Source organism: Dorea sp. OM07-5 (genome assembly GCF_003481355.1).
Taxonomy (GTDB): domain Bacteria; phylum Bacillota; class Clostridia; order Lachnospirales; family Lachnospiraceae; genus Dorea_D; species Dorea_D hominis.
The window spans coordinates 1-19,636 of sequence record NZ_QUKZ01000020.1 but is presented as its reverse complement, the minus strand read 5'-3'; the positions used below and the strand labels follow the sequence as shown (position 1 = coordinate 19,636).

At 41.5% G+C, this 19,636-nt stretch carries 19 protein-coding genes; 12 read left to right on the top strand and 7 right to left on the bottom strand.

The window, feature by feature from the left end; genetic code table 11:
- Position 1 precedes the first annotated feature (1 nt).
- The 5 genes from DXC04_RS13920 (at position 2) to DXC04_RS13900 (ending at position 5,258) form a co-directional block, all read left to right on the top strand.
- Positions 2-442, top strand: coding sequence for an RpiB/LacA/LacB family sugar-phosphate isomerase (locus tag DXC04_RS13920; RefSeq protein WP_021860281.1), 441 nt, complete (start codon positions 2-4; stop codon positions 440-442).
- A gap of 151 nt (positions 443-593) precedes the next feature.
- Entirely contained in the window at positions 594-1,085 is a 492-nt protein-coding gene (locus DXC04_RS13915) for an RNA polymerase sigma factor (RefSeq protein WP_118520767.1), read from the top strand.
- Positions 1,082-2,557 carry a hypothetical protein gene (locus tag DXC04_RS13910; protein ID WP_117538507.1) on the top strand — a complete coding sequence of 492 codons (1,476 nt, stop codon included), beginning with the start codon at positions 1,082-1,084 and terminating at the stop codon, positions 2,555-2,557. The genes DXC04_RS13915 and DXC04_RS13910 overlap by 4 nt, the downstream gene beginning before the upstream one ends.
- Positions 2,558-2,838: 281 nt before the next feature.
- Entirely contained in the window at positions 2,839-3,567 is a 729-nt protein-coding gene (locus DXC04_RS13905; RefSeq protein WP_117538508.1) for a hypothetical protein, read from the top strand.
- Positions 3,568-3,830: 263 nt separating this feature from the next.
- The gene (locus DXC04_RS13900; RefSeq protein ID WP_117538509.1) at positions 3,831-5,258 is read left to right on the top strand and encodes a rhodanese-like domain-containing protein; all 1,428 of its coding nucleotides are present in this window, start codon (positions 3,831-3,833) and stop codon (positions 5,256-5,258) included.
- Between the two features lie 82 nt (positions 5,259-5,340).
- On the opposite strand, the gene DXC04_RS13895 is transcribed toward DXC04_RS13900, so the two are convergent.
- The 3 genes from DXC04_RS13895 to DXC04_RS13885 all read right to left on the bottom strand — a co-directional run bounded on the left by DXC04_RS13895 (position 5,341) and on the right by DXC04_RS13885 (position 7,109).
- Entirely contained in the window at positions 5,341-5,586 is a 246-nt protein-coding gene (locus DXC04_RS13895; protein WP_117538510.1) for a hypothetical protein, read from the bottom strand.
- A gap of 4 nt (positions 5,587-5,590) precedes the next feature.
- On the bottom strand, positions 5,591-6,544 hold the full coding sequence (locus DXC04_RS13890) for a M56 family metallopeptidase (RefSeq protein WP_186855546.1): 954 nt from the start codon (positions 6,542-6,544) through the stop codon (positions 5,591-5,593).
- Between the two features lie 169 nt (positions 6,545-6,713).
- Positions 6,714-7,109 carry a BlaI/MecI/CopY family transcriptional regulator gene (locus DXC04_RS13885; RefSeq protein ID WP_242993006.1) on the bottom strand — a complete coding sequence of 132 codons (396 nt, stop codon included), beginning with the start codon at positions 7,107-7,109 and terminating at the stop codon, positions 6,714-6,716.
- 174 nt (positions 7,110-7,283) lie between these two features.
- Here DXC04_RS13885 and DXC04_RS13880 point away from each other — a divergent pair, with 174 nt between their 5' ends.
- Genes DXC04_RS13880 through DXC04_RS15630 form a run of 3 tightly spaced genes read left to right on the top strand, consistent with a single transcriptional unit; the run spans position 7,284 to position 8,315 of the window.
- Positions 7,284-7,547, top strand: coding sequence for a hypothetical protein (locus tag DXC04_RS13880; RefSeq protein ID WP_118661241.1), 264 nt, complete (start codon positions 7,284-7,286; stop codon positions 7,545-7,547).
- Positions 7,508-8,137, top strand: coding sequence for a hypothetical protein (locus DXC04_RS13875; RefSeq protein ID WP_118661240.1), 630 nt, complete (start codon positions 7,508-7,510; stop codon positions 8,135-8,137). Before DXC04_RS13880 ends, DXC04_RS13875 begins: the two co-directional genes overlap by 40 nt.
- Positions 8,138-8,150: 13 nt before the next feature.
- Positions 8,151-8,315 carry a hypothetical protein gene (locus DXC04_RS15630; RefSeq protein ID WP_021860271.1) on the top strand — a complete coding sequence of 55 codons (165 nt, stop codon included), beginning with the start codon at positions 8,151-8,153 and terminating at the stop codon, positions 8,313-8,315.
- A gap of 534 nt (positions 8,316-8,849) precedes the next feature.
- Here the strand turns inward: DXC04_RS15630 and DXC04_RS13870 are convergent.
- A complete protein-coding gene (locus DXC04_RS13870; RefSeq protein WP_117538514.1) occupies positions 8,850-10,010 on the bottom strand; it encodes an ROK family transcriptional regulator in 1,161 nt (386 codons plus the stop codon).
- A gap of 342 nt (positions 10,011-10,352) precedes the next feature.
- Between DXC04_RS13870 and DXC04_RS13865 the strand changes: the two genes are divergently transcribed.
- On the top strand, positions 10,353-11,129 hold the full coding sequence (locus tag DXC04_RS13865) for an SDR family oxidoreductase (RefSeq protein WP_021860268.1): 777 nt from the start codon (positions 10,353-10,355) through the stop codon (positions 11,127-11,129).
- A gap of 81 nt (positions 11,130-11,210) precedes the next feature.
- Here DXC04_RS13865 and DXC04_RS13860 read toward each other — a convergent pair whose 3' ends face one another.
- Genes DXC04_RS13860 through DXC04_RS13850 form a run of 3 tightly spaced genes read right to left on the bottom strand, consistent with a single transcriptional unit; the run spans position 11,211 to position 15,766 of the window.
- Entirely contained in the window at positions 11,211-12,632 is a 1,422-nt protein-coding gene (locus DXC04_RS13860; RefSeq protein WP_117538515.1) for a HAMP domain-containing sensor histidine kinase, read from the bottom strand.
- Positions 12,633-12,655: 23 nt separating this feature from the next.
- Positions 12,656-13,360, bottom strand: coding sequence for a response regulator transcription factor (locus DXC04_RS13855; protein WP_021860266.1), 705 nt, complete (start codon positions 13,358-13,360; stop codon positions 12,656-12,658).
- Between the two features lie 30 nt (positions 13,361-13,390).
- Positions 13,391-15,766, bottom strand: coding sequence for an endonuclease MutS2 (locus DXC04_RS13850; protein WP_117538516.1), 2,376 nt, complete (start codon positions 15,764-15,766; stop codon positions 13,391-13,393).
- Between the two features lie 117 nt (positions 15,767-15,883).
- Between DXC04_RS13850 and DXC04_RS13845 the strand changes: the two genes are divergently transcribed.
- From DXC04_RS13845 to rlmD, 3 genes are all read left to right on the top strand, one after another.
- Positions 15,884-17,155, top strand: coding sequence for a S1C family serine protease (locus DXC04_RS13845; RefSeq protein WP_118661239.1), 1,272 nt, complete (start codon positions 15,884-15,886; stop codon positions 17,153-17,155).
- A gap of 19 nt (positions 17,156-17,174) precedes the next feature.
- Complete coding sequence (locus tag DXC04_RS13840) at positions 17,175-18,116, top strand: 3'-5' exoribonuclease YhaM family protein (RefSeq protein ID WP_021860263.1); 942 nt, start codon at positions 17,175-17,177, stop codon at positions 18,114-18,116.
- 54 nt (positions 18,117-18,170) lie between these two features.
- The coding region (rlmD, locus tag DXC04_RS13835) for a 23S rRNA (uracil(1939)-C(5))-methyltransferase RlmD (protein WP_118661238.1) at positions 18,171-19,636 on the top strand (1,466 nt) is incomplete at its 3' end.

The window sequence follows — 19,636 nt, the reverse complement described above, 5'->3', positions numbered from 1 at the left end:
CATGAAAATTGCAATCGGATGCGATCCAAATGCACAGGCAGCAAAAGAGGAAGTTATCAAGTATATCGAATCTAAAGGATACGGAGAAGTTACAGACTTCGGAAGCGAAGACCCGATTTACGCACATACAGCAGTCAAAGTTGCAGAAGCAGTTGCAGCAAAAGAATATGATCGTGGTATTCTGATCTGCGGAACAGGTATTGGAGTATCTATCGCAGCTAATAAAGTTAAAGGTGCATATGCAGCACTGATCTCTGACGTATATTCAGCGCAGAGAGCAAGACTGAGCAACGATGCTAATATCGCTTGTATGGGAGCTTTTACAACAGGAAATAAAGTAAGAGAACTTCTTGTAGATGCATTCCTTGGCAACGAATTCGTACCGGGATGCTCATCACAGCCGAAGGTAGACGCATTCGTTAAATACGATAACGAGAGATAATAAAAAATAAGACAGACACCGCTTATGGAAAACCATAGGCGGTTTTTTTACAGCTTCTTTTATATATGAGAAGCCAAAACTATATAATTTTTGGATATTCCGTCCCTCTCATTCGTATATAAAGTGAAAACAAAAAGGAGGTGGAAAGATATTGGAATGGACGAAAGACAAATTCTATCGTATGTATGAAGAATATAATGGCATGGTATATCGGTTGTGTATGTTGTACCTGAAAAATGAGAGTGATGCAGGGGATGCGGTTCAGGATATATTTTTGAAAATGTGGGAGAAGGAGCCGGAATTTGCAAATGAAGTACACATTCGTGCGTGGCTTCTTCGTACAACAAAACATACATGCCTGGATATATTAAAGAGTGGTTGGTTTAAAAGAAGAGCAGATCGCGAGCCGGATTTGCAACAAATTCCACAGGAACAAAAAGAAGAATATTGCTTGTTGGAAAAGGTTCAAAAGCTTCCGGAAAAGTATAGGGAAGTATTGTATTTTTATTACTATGAAGAATATTCAGTAAAGGAAATCAGTGCTATGACCGGAATAAAAGAAAGCACGATACAATCCAGATTATCAGCAGCAAGAAAACAGTTAAAAATGATGTTAGAAACGAGAAAGGAGGAAGAAATATGAAGTATGGGCAGATGAATAAGAATCAGATAAAAAAAGCATTTTTGCTGTTAGAGCCTTCAGCGCAGGTGCAGGAAGATATATGGAATAAAATAGAAAAACAGATAGATGAACCAACAGTGGGACGGATGATAAAATCGGAAAATAGGAAAAGAACAAAGGAAAAAGGATATTACAGGAAGGTTTTTCTAAAAGCGGCAGCATTTTTGGTGCTTGCAGTCGGAATTTTAGGAGCCATTGACAGGATGAATGGTGGAAAAATGATGGAGGTTCTTGCAAATTTCTGGAAAGTGGATAAAGACAGTCAGCATGTAGTGCAGAAGATGACGGACTATCATGTGAAAGTAGATACTGCTTACGCACCGGAACTTCTGGAAGATACGAAAGAAAGAATTATTTTTGCAGGGACATTTGGCGTCGTTATTTATGATCAGGAGAGAGGACGGGTAGAAGGGACGATAGATCTTGATAAAATTCAAAGTAATTTCTTCGGTACAGAAACATTAAAGACAAGATTTATTGTTGATGGAGATAATTTGTATATTTACAATTGCCAAGAAGGGAAGCCATATGGAAAATATTATCGCTATGATCTTGGTATGTGTAAGGGAAATTTAAAGAAGAAGGAAATTTCTTCGCTGTCGCCGGTCGAGACAAAAAAAGTTACAGAAAATCTGGAAAAACAAAGAAAGAAATCACAAAGATATAAAACAACCTGGGAGCAATTTTCAAATGCAGAAAAAATATTTGAAGGAAAGATTTACAGTGAAAAATGTTTGAGAACGAAAGTAAAAAATGGGGGAATCCAGAACTCTTGCCTGGTATTGAAAAAGAATGCCGGTACATCAAAGTATCAGATGTATATATATCGACAAAACCAGAATACAAAAAAAATAACAAAAGATAAACTTTATGTTTTTGCTATAGAATCTGATGCAGAGGAGAAAAACTATCCAAAATATTATGTAGCGGATAAAAATTCAGTGAAACAGGCATTGATTAACTGCTTTTACGAAAATCCAAAAGTATATGCAGGAAGTGTATATCATGGAAAGAATATAGAATCTACATTGCCTGAAAAGCAATATGAATTGGTGCTTCCGATTATTCAAATTACAGGTATAAAAAAGCAGGGTGATACGGTTAAAATAATTGGTACATTTTACTGGTATGGCTTTGTGACTTCAGGTAAGACATTATACGAGTCAGATGCGGATGGAAACAGAGCGGTTGCATATCTAAAAGAAACAAAAGATGGCTATAAAGTGGAGAAAATTATCTGTCCAAGAGGTGGAGGCTATTACCGGAAAGACTTGGAACAAATATATGGAAAAGATGATGTGGCAGTTCAAAAAACATTGGACATGGATGTCGAGAGTGGTGTAGTTGAAACATTAAAAGAATATGTGAAACAAAATCAGCAGAAATTTGTATATTATAAAGCGTTTGGACGGGATCCGCAAAATCTGAAATAAGACGGATGGGGTTGCCGCACAAATGATATATTCATTCTTTTTGATAATAAAATTTGCATACAAAAGTTGTGAAATAAGTTGAAAAGATGCTTTGATAGTGCTAAACTCCTATAAAAGCATCTTTTTCTTTTGCGCTTTTAAGCGTGTCTTATTCATATCTAAAGTATCTGAAAGGAATTCATGCTTTTAAATTTCACTAATAGCAGCAGGAGTCCTTGAGGTACTTAAAAGACCGCACAAATTTCTTGTGAAGGACTCATAATCAAAGAAGGGAGAAATTCATGAGAAAAAACAGAGAGTACAAAAGCGATGTGTTTTCCATGTTAATGGAAAGCAAAGAAAATGCGCTGGAAGACTGGTTGAAAGATAATGACAAAGATTTATTCAGCAGAAGGCAAATACAGATACCGACACCGCACTTTATTGTATTTTATAATGGGATGCAAAAGAAACCAGAATACGAAGAAATGAGATTGTCGGATTCTTTTTACCACAAAGCACAGGAACCACAGATAGAGATCATCTGCAAGGTTTATAATATCAATCCGGAAAATAATCAGAAGTTGAAAAAGAAATCAACAGTGCTGGAGGGATATACATACTTTGTGGAAAAAGTAAGAGAGAATCAAAGACAGCAAATGAATCTGGAAGAGGCAGTTGACAGTGCGATACATGATTGTATAGATTATCATGTATTGGAAGATTTTTTCAGGAGAAGAAAGGATGAAGTAAAGAAAATGACACATCTGGATTACACATGGGAAAAGCGGGAAAGGTTAATACGCATGGAAGAATATGCAGATGGCGAAGCGGCTGGACTGCGTGAAGGCAAAGCTGTTGGAATACGTGATTCTCTACTGGAACTCTTACAGGAGTTTGGCGATATACCGGAAGCACTTCAAACCCGGATTGAATCAGAAAAAGATTTGCAGGTTTTAACAAGCTGGTTGAAAGTCGCCGCGAGAGCGGACTCCCTGGAAGAATTTCAAGAGAAAACAGGACTGCTGTGATGGTGGTATGAGTAAATAAAGTGAAGAAGCACCCACAAAACCTGCCACTGGCAACTTCTTTCGGATGCAATAGATGTTTTAGAAAAGATAGTGTCGTAGTACCGATTAAAAAAATCGTTACTGCGACACTTTTTTTATATAAGTTATCTATAATACTTATATTAATTTCGAATTTGTTTTCCAACCACACCTTTTGTAGAATGGAGCTAAGAACTATTGGCGCAAAATAACATTATAACCAGAAGGAAAGGAAGGAAAAAGTATTGAAAAATCAAGCAAAACGAGTGCTGATGTTTGGACTGATGATAGCAGTAGCATTGTCTATGTTATTGCCAAATGTCAGTGAGGCAGCAGCGAAGAAACCGGCAGCAGTAAAGGCTAAGACAGTGAAAGTCTACAAGAGCACCAGCAACACGAAGACAGCAACCGTGAAAGTAAAATGGAAGAAAGCAAAAAATGCGAAGAAATACCGCGTTGCTTACAAAGCAAAGAGCAAAAAGAGCTGGAAGAAAGTGACAACCAAAAAGACAGCGGTCACATTAAAGAATCTGAAAGGAAATACAAAGTATTCTGTAAAAGTACGCAGTCTGAATGGCAAGAAGTACAGCAAATATAGTAAGGCAAAGACATTTAAGACAAAGAAACTGGTGAAGAAGCCATCAAAACCGGATGAGCCGAAACCGCCGATTGACGAGAAACCGGAATTAAAAATTGATAAATCTGAAGTGACATTGTATGTAAAAGATGGCTATACAGCGACAGTAACAGCAAGTGGAATCGATACAGACAAGCTGACATGGGAGTCTTCCGATGAAGCAGTTGCAACTGTAGAAAATGGTGTGATCACACCGGTAGGAGAAGGAAAAGCAGTGATCAGTGTATCTGGAGAAGACCAGAAAAAAGAGTGTCAGGTTACTGTAAAATCCAGCGCATATCAGTATGTTACAGCGAAAGATGTACTTACGTCACTTGCATCCGGTAACAGCGAATACGAATTGATCGACGTGCGCCAGAACATAGATAAGAGCGGACTGGACATGGGTTCTTATACAAAAGCACATGTGATCAGCGCACTTGGTGCCCCGATGATGTCTGATGAATACGATTACCTTGCAGCTGATCAATGTGTAGAGAATCTGAAGAAAGTGGGCTTGTCCAATGAAAACGGTAAAAAACATGTATTTATCTGCTATTATGGTGGCGAAATTGCACAAATTGGAGTAAAAGTCGCAAGAAGTCTGATGGGAATCAACAATGATGACATCTATATCTTGGAAAGCGGACAGTGGTCTATGGATCCGGAATGGTCATCCATGGCAAAGAATCCATATGAAGCGCCACAGTATCTTATCGGAATGGGAACATTGAAAACAGGAGAAGCAGTGCAGACTATGACAAAGAGTCAACTTACAACAGCAATGACAGGAGAGATCAAGATCTGTAACGTACTGGATGTTCGTGTAAAAGCAGATTACGATGCAGGTCATATCGACGGAGCTGTGTCAGCATCTGTAAAAGAAAATGACGGAAGTGCATTGAAAGAAGAAGTGCAGAAAGCCGGAAAGACCTCTGTATTCGTACTTGTCGGAGATGGACAAGGCGAAGACGTAGCAGAAGCATATCAGAAAATGCTTGGTTACGGAGTAGCAGCAAATCAGATCGTAGTACTTGACGGCGGTATGAGTAAATAAAATGAATAAGCAATTTTAAACAGCTCCCCGGTACAGTAGTGTATCGGGGAGCTGTCTTTGAAAATAGGATGAATTGAAGTTACTAAGCCTTAACCCACTTGCCAATCCATTTATGAGTCGTTTTATTGTATTTCCGCTTGTACAGAACACCATTTACTGTTTTATATCTCCACTCGATAACATCACCACGTCTTGGAGAGATAGAGATTTTCTGAGGCGTTGCCGTATAAGTGGAATGAGTAATATTTGTGGAAGCCTGCGTAGTACATGGTGCAAATAAGCTAAATACTAATAGATAAACTGGAATTAATTTGACTCTTTTTTTCATATATTTATTGCTCCTTTATCTGAAAATCGGTCATTTCCTCAGGGATATGATCTAAAGTTGTTAAATATTTTCCATCTACATATAAATCATAATTTGAAGAATGTTTGGGATGGATGAAGTAAGCATTTTCTGAAGTGATAGCCATAACGCCTTCGGGATCTGGGAAAACTAACTCTGTCACGAATACAAAAGAAAATATCAACAATATAGTGATAAATGCTGACTGAAAAATTCGGGATATATTTTTTCGTTTTTCATCAGTAAAATCTGTTGTGATAAATTTGATTCGTGTTCGCAAATTAGATGGACTCTTTCCAACAAAGTTCATGGATAATGCATGGTGTGCACATTGCCTGTAATGTACAGTCTTTGCAGTGGACACAATTAAATTGGCATATTGGATATGTTCTTTTCGGCTGCTGTTCTGCAGGATTGCCTGATCGTTGGAAACTTCCATAAAGAGTGTATACTCTTTTTTTAGAAGATAGATCAATGGATTCCACCAGTGAATACAGCAGACGACATCTACCAGTAACGTGATCCATAGATCATGTTTTTTATAATGCATGAGTTCGTGTTTGAAAACATATTCCAGTTCTGTGTCGGTAAAAGAAATATCCGGTAATAGTAATGTTGGTGTGCAAAGTCCGGTAATAGCCGGAGAAATAGTATCCGGCAGCACGGCAATGCGGATATTGTCAGTTGTATAGTGCGATGCCAGTTCATATAAGTGATGATACTCGGCAGTGTCTTTTACTTCAAATCCCTTTATATAGTTATTCAATCTTATCTTGCTGATCAATAGCCGGATTAATTGAATAACAGCACCAATAAAAACAATGCGATATAGGATATCTAAAATACTCCATCCATGAAATGGTGTGGTATCATATAGAAATCCGATTAACGTTGGCAAAATATGTTCTGATCGAAGTGTGTAAGTAAAAGGAAAATTCAAGGGAACTGCCATGCGCAGAAGAATCAATATGATTCCAATAAATACAAAGCGTTTTCCCTGTGCAAAAAATGTCTTTTTCCTATATAAAACATAATAAAAATACACGGTTAAAATCATACTTGTCGTCAGACAAGTAAGAAATGGTCCGAGAGAAAGTTCCATAAATTGCTTATTGCTCCTTTTTCAGTTCTTCTTTTTTCTTAGCAATTAACTGTTCTAATTGCTCTAATTCTTCGGCGTCCGTCTCCGCGTCTATCAATGAAGCGAAGAGAGCGAAGGGGGAAGATCCAACAATGTCTCTGAATGATTCATTGAAATATTCTTCTTTTGAAACACATGGTGTATAGCTTCGTGTCAATACGGTTCCGCTATATACAATATCTGCGACTTTGATATATTCTGCTTTCATCAGTGCCCGCAGACAAGCCTGTATGGTATTGATGTTCAAAGAAGGATTACTCTTTTCAATATCAGAGGCAATCATAGGGGTTGGACTGTTCCATAAGATCTTCATGATTTCCAGTTGCTTTTTAGTAAGCTTTTGCTTTTTAAATTTTTTCATCATGTCGTCCTCCTAAGTTGTTGCCTGTTCATACTATAACGCAAAAGAGAAATTAAGTCTATAGGTAAAAAGTAATAAAAATATAAAATAATAATTTATTGACAAATTAAAAAAATAATGATACTGTAAACAAAACAAAAACGGATCCGAAAAATAAAGACAAAAGGAGAAAATGTTATGAAGAAAAGAATTGTATCGTTAGCATTAATTGGCGTATTGACAGGGGCATTAGTGTTTGGAGCATCTGTAAATTCCACAACGGTATATGCACAGGAATCAGATAATCAAGAAGTGCTTGAAAACGATAACGAAATATGTGACAATGAATCTGATGAAGATATTGTATTTAGCGCGGCTAAAGCTGCTGCAAATAATATACAAGAGAAGTATCAGAATACGATATGCTTAAAGCGGCTCAAAAAGCATCAAATGTTGAATTGAAAAATAATGGGTTTACAGAAGCGGATATTATAGCACTGAAAAAACCATTGAAAGGAAAAGAACACTATGGAAAAGTGACGTATACGATAAGCTGTTTAAAATTTACACCTAAAAAAGATCAAACGGATTTAAAAACAAAAATGACATGGTCATGGAGCAAGGAACCAGCGGCATTAGTAACAGATATTGCGGCTACGACAACCAGTGAAAATTTTACAAAGGATTCTTCAAGTGCTACGGTTAAATATTATAAATACGGACATAAAGACCAGGGGGTAACTTCTCAGAATGCAATTGTAAAAACTAAAGATGCTGGAAGAGGTGTATTTACACGAATTACAATGGGAAAAAACTGGGATACAGATAAAAAAAGATATAAAAATGTAGCTATGGCTGGCAGCATTACAACATCATGGAGTATTGGAAAAAAGGTAACACAGGTAGGTATTGCGTCAAATTATGGTCATATAGTTGTATCAGCTGCGCCAACTCCGTCAGTATCGTTCGGAGGAGGTGCGTCAATTAGTTTTGCTCCGAAATTGGTATGCAGAAGTGGAGATGAAGCATATAAAAAGGTAGTTCAAAAATAAAGAGGTGAAGAAAATGAAAGGATGGTTATTGCTAGTGGTATCGATTTTTACTGCTGGTATTGGAATGCTTGTAGTAGGACTCCCGGGTGGAGAATTAACAGATGCAGCATTGATGGGAGGCGCAATTATTGGTTTCTTGGCACCGTCAATTGTGTATTTGGGAAATCATCTGAAATAAAAATGTGCTATATTTATAATTTAATTGGTTATCACGTTAGCAGTGCTTTTGATCCTTGCTGGGATTAACCTGGCAAGAAACAGCACATTTCCATAATTATATAAAATGCACAAAAATCACAAAACTTCCCATTTTATGTCACAAAATGGGAAGTTTTGTGGTTACTATATATGTAGAGGTTATAAGCGGAGTATGCGCTGGGGAAACTAAGGTATGAAGAAGAATCGGAGGTACGTGTATATGTTAAAACCGGGATTAATACTTTTTTGTATAGCACTTATAACAGGAGGAATCGGATTCTTCATAGGAGGGGGAGCTTTCATGCTTCTTGGATATTTAACGCCGTTTTTGCTGTATATAGTTAATCATATAAAATAGTTGCAGTTGTGAGCTTTGGCATCACCTGCTTTTGTGCTGGATACACATTCGGCAAGGATAATCATAAACCACAAAAATAACCGCCCCAGTCTGACAAACTAAGCGGTTACTTTTGTAATCATAAGTATGCGGACTAACCGTCTATCGGGAGTCCACTTAAATATCCTGCCTCAAATGAGCGACAAACTGCTCGGTGAAACTCTGAATATATGGAACTGCGGCGCCGATTGCTACGGCGTCTTTTTTGCATTTGCCGGAGAGAATGTAAGTAACATTGCTGTCGAATGTGGAGCGCGCGGCTACCTTTTCGCGGATCAGGTCGAGATCTTCATCTGTGAAATAAGACGCAATGTGTCCGCCTAGAATGACCGGTGTTTCCAAAACCATATGCAGGTTGTTGATCAGCACGGCAACGTCTGAAAGATAGTGATCCAGACGAGTCAGGCAGTTGGTATTCCCGGCTGCTTTTTTCTCAAAAAATTGATCCAGCTCCTGGTGAATGTCATCGGCATCGGAGCCTAATAGAGCGTGTCCGGAACAGTAACATTCGGCGCAGCCTTTCTTGCCACAGTAACAGGTAAGTCCATCCGGAACGAGTGTCATATGCTCGAAAGTACCACTTTTTCCTGTGGCGCCAACCTGCAGTTTTCCGTCAATCAGCACGGCGCCGCCCAGATGCTGCCCAAGAGAAATGTAAATAGCATCAGTCAGAGAACGCCGCTCCCATAACTCGCTGTAGCAGGCACATTCCGCATCGTGAATGAGTTTGCATGGAAAACGAAATGCATTTGCAAAAGTATCCAGACGCAGTCCGGTACTGTTTAAGATCTCACCATAAGTAAAACTTTCTCCATCCGGGGAAATCAGTCCCTGTACACCAAGTCCGATGCCAAGTACTTTTTCTTCTTCGTAGTGATTAGTGTTCATGAAGTTCTGTACAGCATCTTTTAAAGAGATGAAATAATCATCTGTCGGTTCGAAATCCAGAAAAATCTTCTCGCGTGCAATCACCTTTCCATATAAATTAAGTGCAACAATCGTCGCCCGGTGCGGCAGCAGTTCGATCCCGATCGCAATACGCGCAAGCGCTTCTACCTGATAGGCAACCGCACGGCGTCCGACCGTGGAATCCAGCCTTCCGCATGTCTTAATAAGAGAAGCATCCAGAAGTGTATTCAGATGCTGTGATACCGTTGGCAGGCTGATGCCAAGCTCATTTGCGATCATCTGCTTCGGGCAGGACGGATGCTGGTAAATAAATGAGTACACGTCCGACAAATTCTTTAATTTTATATCTGTAAGTGTGAAAAAATCCATAATCTAGTCCCCTATTCATCTGCAACTGTTTAAAACCTTTTACCCCAGCAATTCGCAAAATACACATAAATGTGTTCTTTCGCAGCTACGCAGCTATTTTACAAAATCAATTAATAAAAAGATATAAGATAAGTATACATAATAAAAGTACAATCGTCCAGAGACAGATTGAGATCGTAAGTGTTTCACAAATTCGAGGGTAAAAGATTGTGAAGTTTACAGTATTGTATATTTACTTTAAATAGGCTATTCTGTAAATACATTATATAAAATGATTTTATAAAATAAAATTATAAAATGATTCAAAACGTAAAAACACACTATAAATTAGGAGGAATCATCATGGGAATTATTGAGAAAATGAGACTGGATGGAAAGAAAGGTTTTGTAACAGGAGCAGCAAGAGGAATTGGTAAATGTACCGCAACTGCATTTGCAGAGGCAGGAGCTGATGTGGCAATCGTTGACCTTGATATCGAGGAAGCAAAGAAGACAGCGGCAGAACTGGCTGAGAAGACAGGAAGAAAAGTCATTGCGATCCAGACAGACTGCACGAACAAAGAGCAGGTTGACGAGATGGTAGAGACAGTTGTAAAGGAACTTGGCGGACTGGATTTCTGTCATAACAACGCAGGTATCTGCATCAACGCTCCGGCGGAAGAGATGACTTATGAGCAGTGGTCAAAGGTTATTAACATCAACCTGAACGGTATTTTCTTAACAGATATCGCAGCAGGAAAATATATGCTGGCTCACGGCGGCGGATCTATCATAAATACTGCATCCATGTCTGCACATATTGTTAATGTCCCACAGCCACAGTGTGCATACAATGCATCTAAAGCAGGTGTGATCCAGTTGACAAAATCTCTCGCGATCGAGTGGGCTAAACGTGGTGTGCGTGTGAACTGTATCAGCCCTGGATATATCGGCACAGAACTGACACTGAACTCTCCGACACTGATTCCGCTGATCGAGAAATGGAACGAGATGGCACCGCTTGGAAGAATGGGAAAACCGGAAGAACTGGAATCCATCTGCGTATATCTGGCAGGTGATACAAGCACATTTACAACAGGATCTGATTTCGTGATCGACGGAGCATTTACATGTTTCTAAACATAGAATATAGGAGAATACAGATATGAGTGGCACAAATAGCAGAGAAATTGACTTGTTTTTATAAGTCAGTTTCTCTGCCTATTTGCTCGTTTCAGATGATTTCGGCAGGGAGAAGATAAATTCTGTTCCGACACCTTCTGTGCTGATAACGTTGATATTTTCTCCATGAGCCTGTATGGCTTCTTTGACGATGGCAAGACCGAGTCCGGTTCCTTTCTTATCTTTGCCACGGGAAAGATCCGTTTTGTAAAAACGTTCCCAGATCTTATTCAGTGCATTTCGCGGAATACCGATACCGTAATCCTTGACAGATGTGTAAACTTTATCGCCACGCTCGGTTGTCTCGATCGTAATGGAAGAATCCTGATCACTGAATTTGATCGCATTATCGATCAGATTATAAAGAACCTGTTGGATCTTCCTTTTGTCTGCAAAGATATAGAGATGTTTGGTTGCGAAAAGAAGTTCAATCGAAATCTTTTTCTGGGTGCAGCGCCCTTCAAAGGATGCGGCTACGTTTTTGATTATCTCATGAATATCGAATGACACTTTATCTAACAGAAGATGTTCCGTATCAAATTCATTCAATGTCAGAAGATCGTGTGTCAGATCCGTCAGACGTTCTGTCTCAAATAAAATGATTTTCAGATATTTTCCCTGTAATTCCGGCGGGATCGTACCATCTGCCATCGCTTCCACATAGCCTTTGATGGAAGTCAGCGGAGAACGAAAATCATGGGAGACATTTGCAACAAATTTCTTCTGGTAGTCTTCCATATCCCGGAGCTGGGAAGACATATAGTTGAGGGATGCGGAAAGGTATCCCATCTCGTCTTCGGTATTGACAGGTATCTCGTAATCCAGATTGCCGGAAGCATACTGCTTGGCGGCTTCCGTGATCTTGCTGAGCGGCCGGTAAACGAAAAACTGGAACGCCAGCAGAATCATAAAGGACAGAATATAGATGACGAGAAAGCACGTATAAGCTGCATTCAGAAGATAATGCTGTGTCTCGGAAACACTGCTCAAGTCTTTGTGGATGATCAAATATCCCTGAGAAGTATAGTTACTGTTCACCGGTGCAATGACCGTGAGTACATCTTCATTAAAGTAACCGTGGTAATCACTGACCTCATATTGGTTATTGCCAATTTCTGCCGGATCAAAGTTCGCAATTCTGGTCGGAGCGGAAGGAAAATCACCGGAGGATGCCGAGGTCAGCACTTTGCCGTTGCGGTCAACAAACCAGCATGCAGCATTCAGATGCGATTCGATACCGGACAGTTGCAGATGAACATCGTTGAGCGTAATATTTCCATAAAAATATTGCGGCAGGTAATTCGTTGCAATGATATTCGCTTCCTGATGAACGGAAGAACCGGTGCTGGCTGTCAGCGGATCACTGATTAAGCCAGAGCCGAGCGTTGCGATCGTAAAAAGGCTCAGGAAACCGAAAATGATATATACAATAACAAATTTCAAATATAATGTACTTTTCATGTAGTGCCTCTGTGGTTTATTTCTTATTTTACTTCAAATTTGTAACCAATACCCCAGACGGTAGCAAGTCCCCATGTAGCATGATCTTTGATCTTCTCGCGGAGACGTTTGATATGTACGTCTACTGTACGGGTATCGCCAATGTATTCATATCCCCAGATCTGATCCAGAAGCTGCTCTCTTGTGAACACCTGATTCGGAGAAGCAGCAAGGAAATAGAGAAGTTCCAGTTCCTTTGGCGGCATATCGACAGTCTGACCATCCACAATAACCGAATAGTTGGTAAGGTTAATGGAAATGCCCGGATATTCGACACGCTTACTTTTGTCTTCCACCGGAGATTCCATCTTCTGCCCCGGTTGGTAGCGACGGAGAACAGCTTTTACACGGGCAACCATTTCTTTGGAATCAAATGGTTTCATAATATAATCATCAGCGCCCATTTCCAGCCCAAGTACTTTGTCAAAAACCTCGCCTTTGGCAGACAGCATAATGATCGGTGTGTTCGATCTTGCACGGATCTCACGGCAGACCTGATAGCCGTCAATGCCCGGAAGCATGAGATCCAGAAGCATCAGATTCGGCTGGTAAGTGTCAAATGCGACAAGTGCTTCTTCACCGTCATGGACCATCATCGTGTCAAAACATTCTTTTGTTAAATATAAGGAAATCAGTTCGGCGATATTTTCATCATCGTCTACGATTAAAATTTTCTGTTTATTTACCATATAAAATAGTCTCCCTTCGTTCGCAGTGTTCTATCTGAGTTCTGCGATTGTAACTCCGGCGTCACCTTCTCCGAAAGCACCGAGCCGGAAGGATTTGACATGTTTTTGGCGCTTCAGGTATTTGTGGATGCCCTGGCGCAGTGCACCGGTTCCTTTTCCGTGGACAATGCGGACAGAGCTTAAATGTGCAAGGCTTGCGTCATCCAGATATTTGTCTAGTTCAGCAACCGCTTCATCGACTGTCTTACCGAGTAAATTGATCTCAGTAGCAACGGTAAGTGATTTGTTCATCTTGATCTTGCCTTTGCCGGTACGCTTCGCTGTCTTCTGGAGATAGTTCGGCTTCTCGTCGATGATCTCCAAATCGGAAATGTTTACTTTGGAGCGTAAAATTCCCATCTGTACATCCAGATTGCCCTTTGCATCCGGAAGAGATACAACCGAACCAGTAAGATTCATGCTCAGAACCTTAACCGATTCGCCAAGTTTGAAATCTGACGGTTTGTATTGTTTCTTCGGTTTCGCTGGTTCTGGTGTCATGCCGGAACGGGTTTTCGCCATCTTCTTGCGGAGACGTTCACGTTCTTTCTCCATCTCGGCGGCAGAAATATTCGCCTTGCCGAATTTGTGGAAATTTCGCATTGTCTCATCGGCAGTCTCTTTGGCATCTTCCAGAATAGCATGTGCTTTTTCATTTGCCTCACGTAAAATACGGTCTCTCTGGGCTTCTAACTTCTCCTGCTTCTGGGAGGTTTCCATTTTCAGACGTTCGATCTCACGCTTGTAAGCAGCGATCGTCTCGCGCTCTTTGTCCAATGTTTTACGGCTCGTTTCCAGATCTGTCAGAATGTCCTCGAAAGATTCATCCTGTTCTGTCAGATGTGTCTTCGCATCTTCGATGATGTAATCCGGAATCCCCAGTCTGGAAGCGATAGCAAAAGCGTTACTCTTTCCAGGAATGCCGATCAGAAGCCGGTAAGTCGGGCGGAGCGTCTCAACGTCGAACTCACAGGACGCATTTTCCACGCCCGGCGTAGACAGTGCATAGACTTTCAGTTCGCTGTAATGCGTTGTTGCCATCGTGCGGATGCTGCGGCTGTGAAGATGATTCAAAATAGAAGTCGCAAGTGCTGCACCTTCGGTCGGATCAGTTCCGGCACCCAGCTCATCAAAAAGAACGAGAGAGTGTTCGTCTACCTGTTTCAAAAAGGAAACGATATTTGTCATATGAGAAGAGAATGTACTGAGACTCTGCTCAATGCTCTGCTCGTCTCCGATATCGGCATATACATCGTGAAATACGGCAAGCTCGGAACGGTCCAGTGCCGGAATGTGAAGCCCTGCCTGTCCCATCAGAGTAAAAAGTCCAACGGTCTTAAGCGAAACCGTCTTACCACCGGTATTCGGTCCGGTGACAATGAGGAGATCAAATGTATCCCCCAATGTAAGCGTGATCGGAACGACATTCTTCTTATCTAAAAGGGGATGTCTTCCTTCTCGGATGTGGATTCTTCCTTCCGTGTTAAAAATCGGCTGGCTCGCATTCATATCAAGTGCAAGTGCACCCTTTGCGAAAATAAAATCAAGCTGACGCAGGATTGTATAACAGGTGTGGATTTCCGTTGTATATTCGGCAGCGTCTGCACTCAGACGTGCCAGAACCTTCTGAATTTCTTCCTGCTCCTGCCCATATAATTCTTTTAAATCGTTATTCAGTTTTACGACAGCCATTGGTTCAATGAAAAGTGTAGAACCGGTTGCAGACTGATCGTGGATCATACCGGAAACCTGGCTGCGGTACTCAGCTTTGACCGGGATGCAATAGCGGTCGCCACGCATCGTAATGATCGGATCCTGTAAATAAGTGCGGAGAGATCCATTTACCATATTGGAAAGAGTGGCGTGTACTTTGTCATTGATCTGGTTCATTGCCCGGCGGACATGTTTTAATCCCGGACTGGCATCGTCACTGATTTCATCCTCGTCGATAACGCAGCGGCGGATCTCATTTACCAGAATGGTTACCGGATTGAGCTGTTCAAAATAGCCGTCCAGACAATCTTCCATCTCATCGGCATTGTCATGTCTGCCATAAGCTCTTGCACGACCGGCGGTCTCTAATAATTTGCAGATGCGGAGAAGTTCCCCGCTTCCGAGCACGCCGCCGATCTCTAGTCGGCGGATGGAATCGTTGACCGGATTGCAGCCGCTAAAAGACGGGCGTCCCTTCTTCACGATCCTTGTAAAAGCGGCCGCAGTCTCATCCTGCGCGTTCCTGATGGCAGAAATGTCTGTCATCGGTTTCAGTCTTCTGCACAGTTCTTTTCCACTGAAAGAAGAGGCATGTTCTATTAATTGTTCGATAATTTTGTTATATTCCAGTTTTGCTAATGTTTTCTTATTCATAATTCTCACCTGGATATATTCTACCTTATTTGCAGGATAAAGAAAAGGATAAATATTGAACATTTGCAGGTGATACGCTATACTAGAAAAAGGATTGCGAAGGAGACGCGAGGACCTATGGATGAGCAAAAAAGACAGCAAGAAGAATCAGAAATGAACGAGACTCCGGAGTATTCTTTTTTACAGGAAGTCATCAAAGATGAAGTGGGTGGCACAGGAAAACGGAAGAAGAGAATCCTGCGTAAGATAGGCGTGGGAATTTTTATCGGACTGGTTGCCTGCTTTACTTTTAGTGTGTTCAAACCATGGGTAGAGAGCAGAATATCCGGCAATCCGGATGAAGTGACGATTCCAAGAGACACGAAGCAGACTGCAGAAAATGAAACAGACAGATCCGGGAAAGATGGAAACGGACAGAAGAAAGATAATTACAGCAAGTCTGTGAAGTCATTAAGTGATGTTGCGAAGAAAGGAAAGAGAAGTGTAGTATCGCTTCTTGTACTGACGGATGCAACGATTGGCAATAAAGAGTTTGTCAGTGAGAGTCAGTCGGTATCCGGTGTCCTGATCGCAGACAACGGGCAGGAACTTCTGATCCTGGGACCGACGATGGAAGTGGGAGAAACACAGCAGATCCAGGCAACATTCTGTGATGGAAAAAAGTATCGGGTTACAGAGAAGAAGAGCGATGCGAATCTAGAACTGACGATTTACGCAGTGAAGGAATCACAGCTGGAAGAAAAGACGGCAAAGAGTATCCGGCTTGCAGCGCTTGGCAGTTCCTATGAGGTGAAGAAGGGTGACACCACCGTGTTGCTTGGTATGCTTTTCGGGCAGGGCGATGCAGTGGGATATGGTGTGCTGAGATCCAGTACCGAGAAAGCAGAGTGGGCTGATGGTACATATCATATTCTGGGAGCAGAGCTTGCCGGATTTACCGGAGGCAGTGGTATTATGTTTAACCGGCAGGGAGAAGTGGTTGGAATTATCTGTGATGCGGCAGGCGAAGATGCGAAAGAAGAACTGATGCATGCATATGCGATTTCAGACATCAAAGATGTTATGCAGTTTCTGGCGAACGGAGAGAGCGTTCCGTACATCGGAATCCATGCAACGGATGTGTCCGAGAATATAGCGGAAGATCGCGGGATTCCAAGAGGAATCTATGTAGATAAAGTAGAAGCAGATTCTCCGGCGATGCGCGCCGGTATCCAGAGCGGGGATGTGCTGACTGCGATTGGAGGAACAGATATAGAGAATTTTGAACAGTATCATGAACTTTTGATGGAAGAAAAAGAAGGCACACATTTGTTGATCAAAGGTTACAGACGCGGTGCGAAAGATCAGTATGTTGCTGTGCATTTTAATGCTACAGTGGGAAATAAATAATAGAAAGAGGCTATAAAATATGAGATATATCAACACATTAGTAGAAGGCGAAACCATCCGGAATATTTATCTGTGCAAAGGAAAAAGAAGCGCAGAGACAAGAAACGGGAAGCCATATGACAATCTGATTCTGCAGGATAAGACAGGAACACTGGACGGAAAGGTCTGGGATCCGAATTCTAATGGAATCGCAGACTATGATGAGATGGATTTTATCGAAGTATTTGGCGATGTGATCAGTTATAATAACAATCTGCAGCTCAATATCCGTCAGATCCGTAAGGCGTATGAAGATGAGTATGTGGCAGCAGACTACATGCCGACAACCGAGAAAAGCACAGACAGTATGTTTGAAGAACTGATCGGATATGTGAAGAAGATCGATAATGACTATCTGCGTCAGGCGGTAGAGTATTATTTTGTAAATGATGAAGCATTTATCAAGACATTTGTCGGACATTCTGCAGCAAAGACCGTTCATCATGGATTTGCCGGAGGACTTCTGGAACATACATTAAGTGTCGTGAAAATGTGCGAATACATGGTGAGTGCATATCCGATTCTCAACAAAGATCTGCTATATGCTGCAGCCATTTGTCACGATATCGGAAAGACAAAAGAATTGTCACCGTTCCCGACAAATGATTATACAGATGATGGACAGCTGCTTGGACATATCGTGATCGGTGTGGAGATGATCTCTGATGCAGTCAGAAGTATTCCGGGATTTCCGGAGCAGCTGGCAAGTGAATTAAAGCACTGTATCGTTGCGCATCATGGAGAATTAGAGTATGGTTCACCGAAGAAACCTGCGCTGGCAGAGGCACTGGCACTGAATTTCGCAGATGCAACCGATGCGAAGATGCAGACACTGACGGAACTTTTCAAAGACAAGAAGAACAATGACTGGCTTGGATACAACCGGTTATTTGAATCCAATCTGAGAAAGACGATTGTGTAGGAAAATAAAATTACAAAGATGCAGCGATAAGATTCAATTTAAGTGGAGAAAGATATGCAAAAAAACAATGTTGTAACAGTTACAATTGAAGATATCGGCGTAAATGGAGAGGGCATAGGCAAAGTTGATGGCTATACCCTCTTTATTAAAGATGCCATGATCGGAGATGTGATCGAAGCGAAAGTCATGAAAGCGAAGAAGCACTATGGCTATGCGAGATTACAGAAGATCCTGACGTCGTCCGAGGCGAGAGTGAAGACACCGGCATGTCCGATGGCGAGAAAATGTGGTGGCTGTCAGATTCAGGAAATGAAATATTCGGCGCAGCTTGCATTTAAAGAGGGAAAAGTGTGCGGCAATCTGGAACGGATCGGTGGTGTGCCAACGGAGCTTTTAGATGAGATCATGGAGCCGGTTGTTGGGATGGAACGCGGCGAAACCGCAGAAGTTGCGGCTGCTGCGGATACTGAAAAGGCAGGTGCAGCGGACTATCAGCCGTTCTGTTACAGGAATAAGGCACAGTTCCCAATCGGCACAGATAAAGAAGGACATGTGATTGCCGGATTTTATGCCGGAAGAACGCACAATATTATTTCAAATACAGACTGCATTCTTGGTGTTCCGGTAAATAAAGAGATTCTGGAGTGTATTCTTGCGTTTATGGAAGAATACAAGATTCTATCTTATAATGAAGAAAAGCATACCGGTCTTGTGCGCCATGTGCTGATTCGTTACGGCTTCACAACCGATGAGATCATGGTCTGTCTGATCTTAAATGGAGAAGAACTGCCGTACGCAGAAGTTCTTGTGGAGCGTCTGCGAAAAATTCCGGGAATGACAAGTATTACTGTTAATGTGAATCGCGCAAAGACGAATGTTATTATGGGAGATAAGATTAAACTTCTGTGGGGACAGACATTTATCACAGACTATATCGGAAATGTAAAGTATCAGATTTCACCACTGTCATTTTATCAGGTGAATCCGGTGCAGACAAAGAAATTATATGAGCTGGCGTTGGATTATGCAGACCTGACCGGTGAGGAAACGGTGTGGGATCTGTACTGCGGAATCGGAACAATTTCCCTGTTCCTTGCTCAGAAGGCAAAGCAGGTGTACGGTGTGGAGATCGTGCCGCAGGCGATTGATGATGCGAAAAATAATGCTAAGATTAACGGAATTAAAAATGCAGAATTTTATGTCGGAAAAGCCGAGGAAGTTCTGCCGGATTATTATAAAGAATATGCGAAGACGCACAATGGTGAGAAAGCGCACGCAGATGTGATTGTTGTCGATCCGCCGCGCAAAGGCTGCGAGGAATCGCTACTTCAGACGATTGTTGACATGCAGCCGGAGCGTGTTGTGTATGTCAGCTGCGACAGCGCAACACTCGCAAGGGATGTGAAGTTCCTGCGCGAGAAAGGCTACGAGCTTGCGAAGGTGCGCGCGGTGGATCAGTTTCCTCATACGGTGCATGTTGAGACGGTTGTCTTGCTTTCCAAGGGTGAGGTCGACTCGAA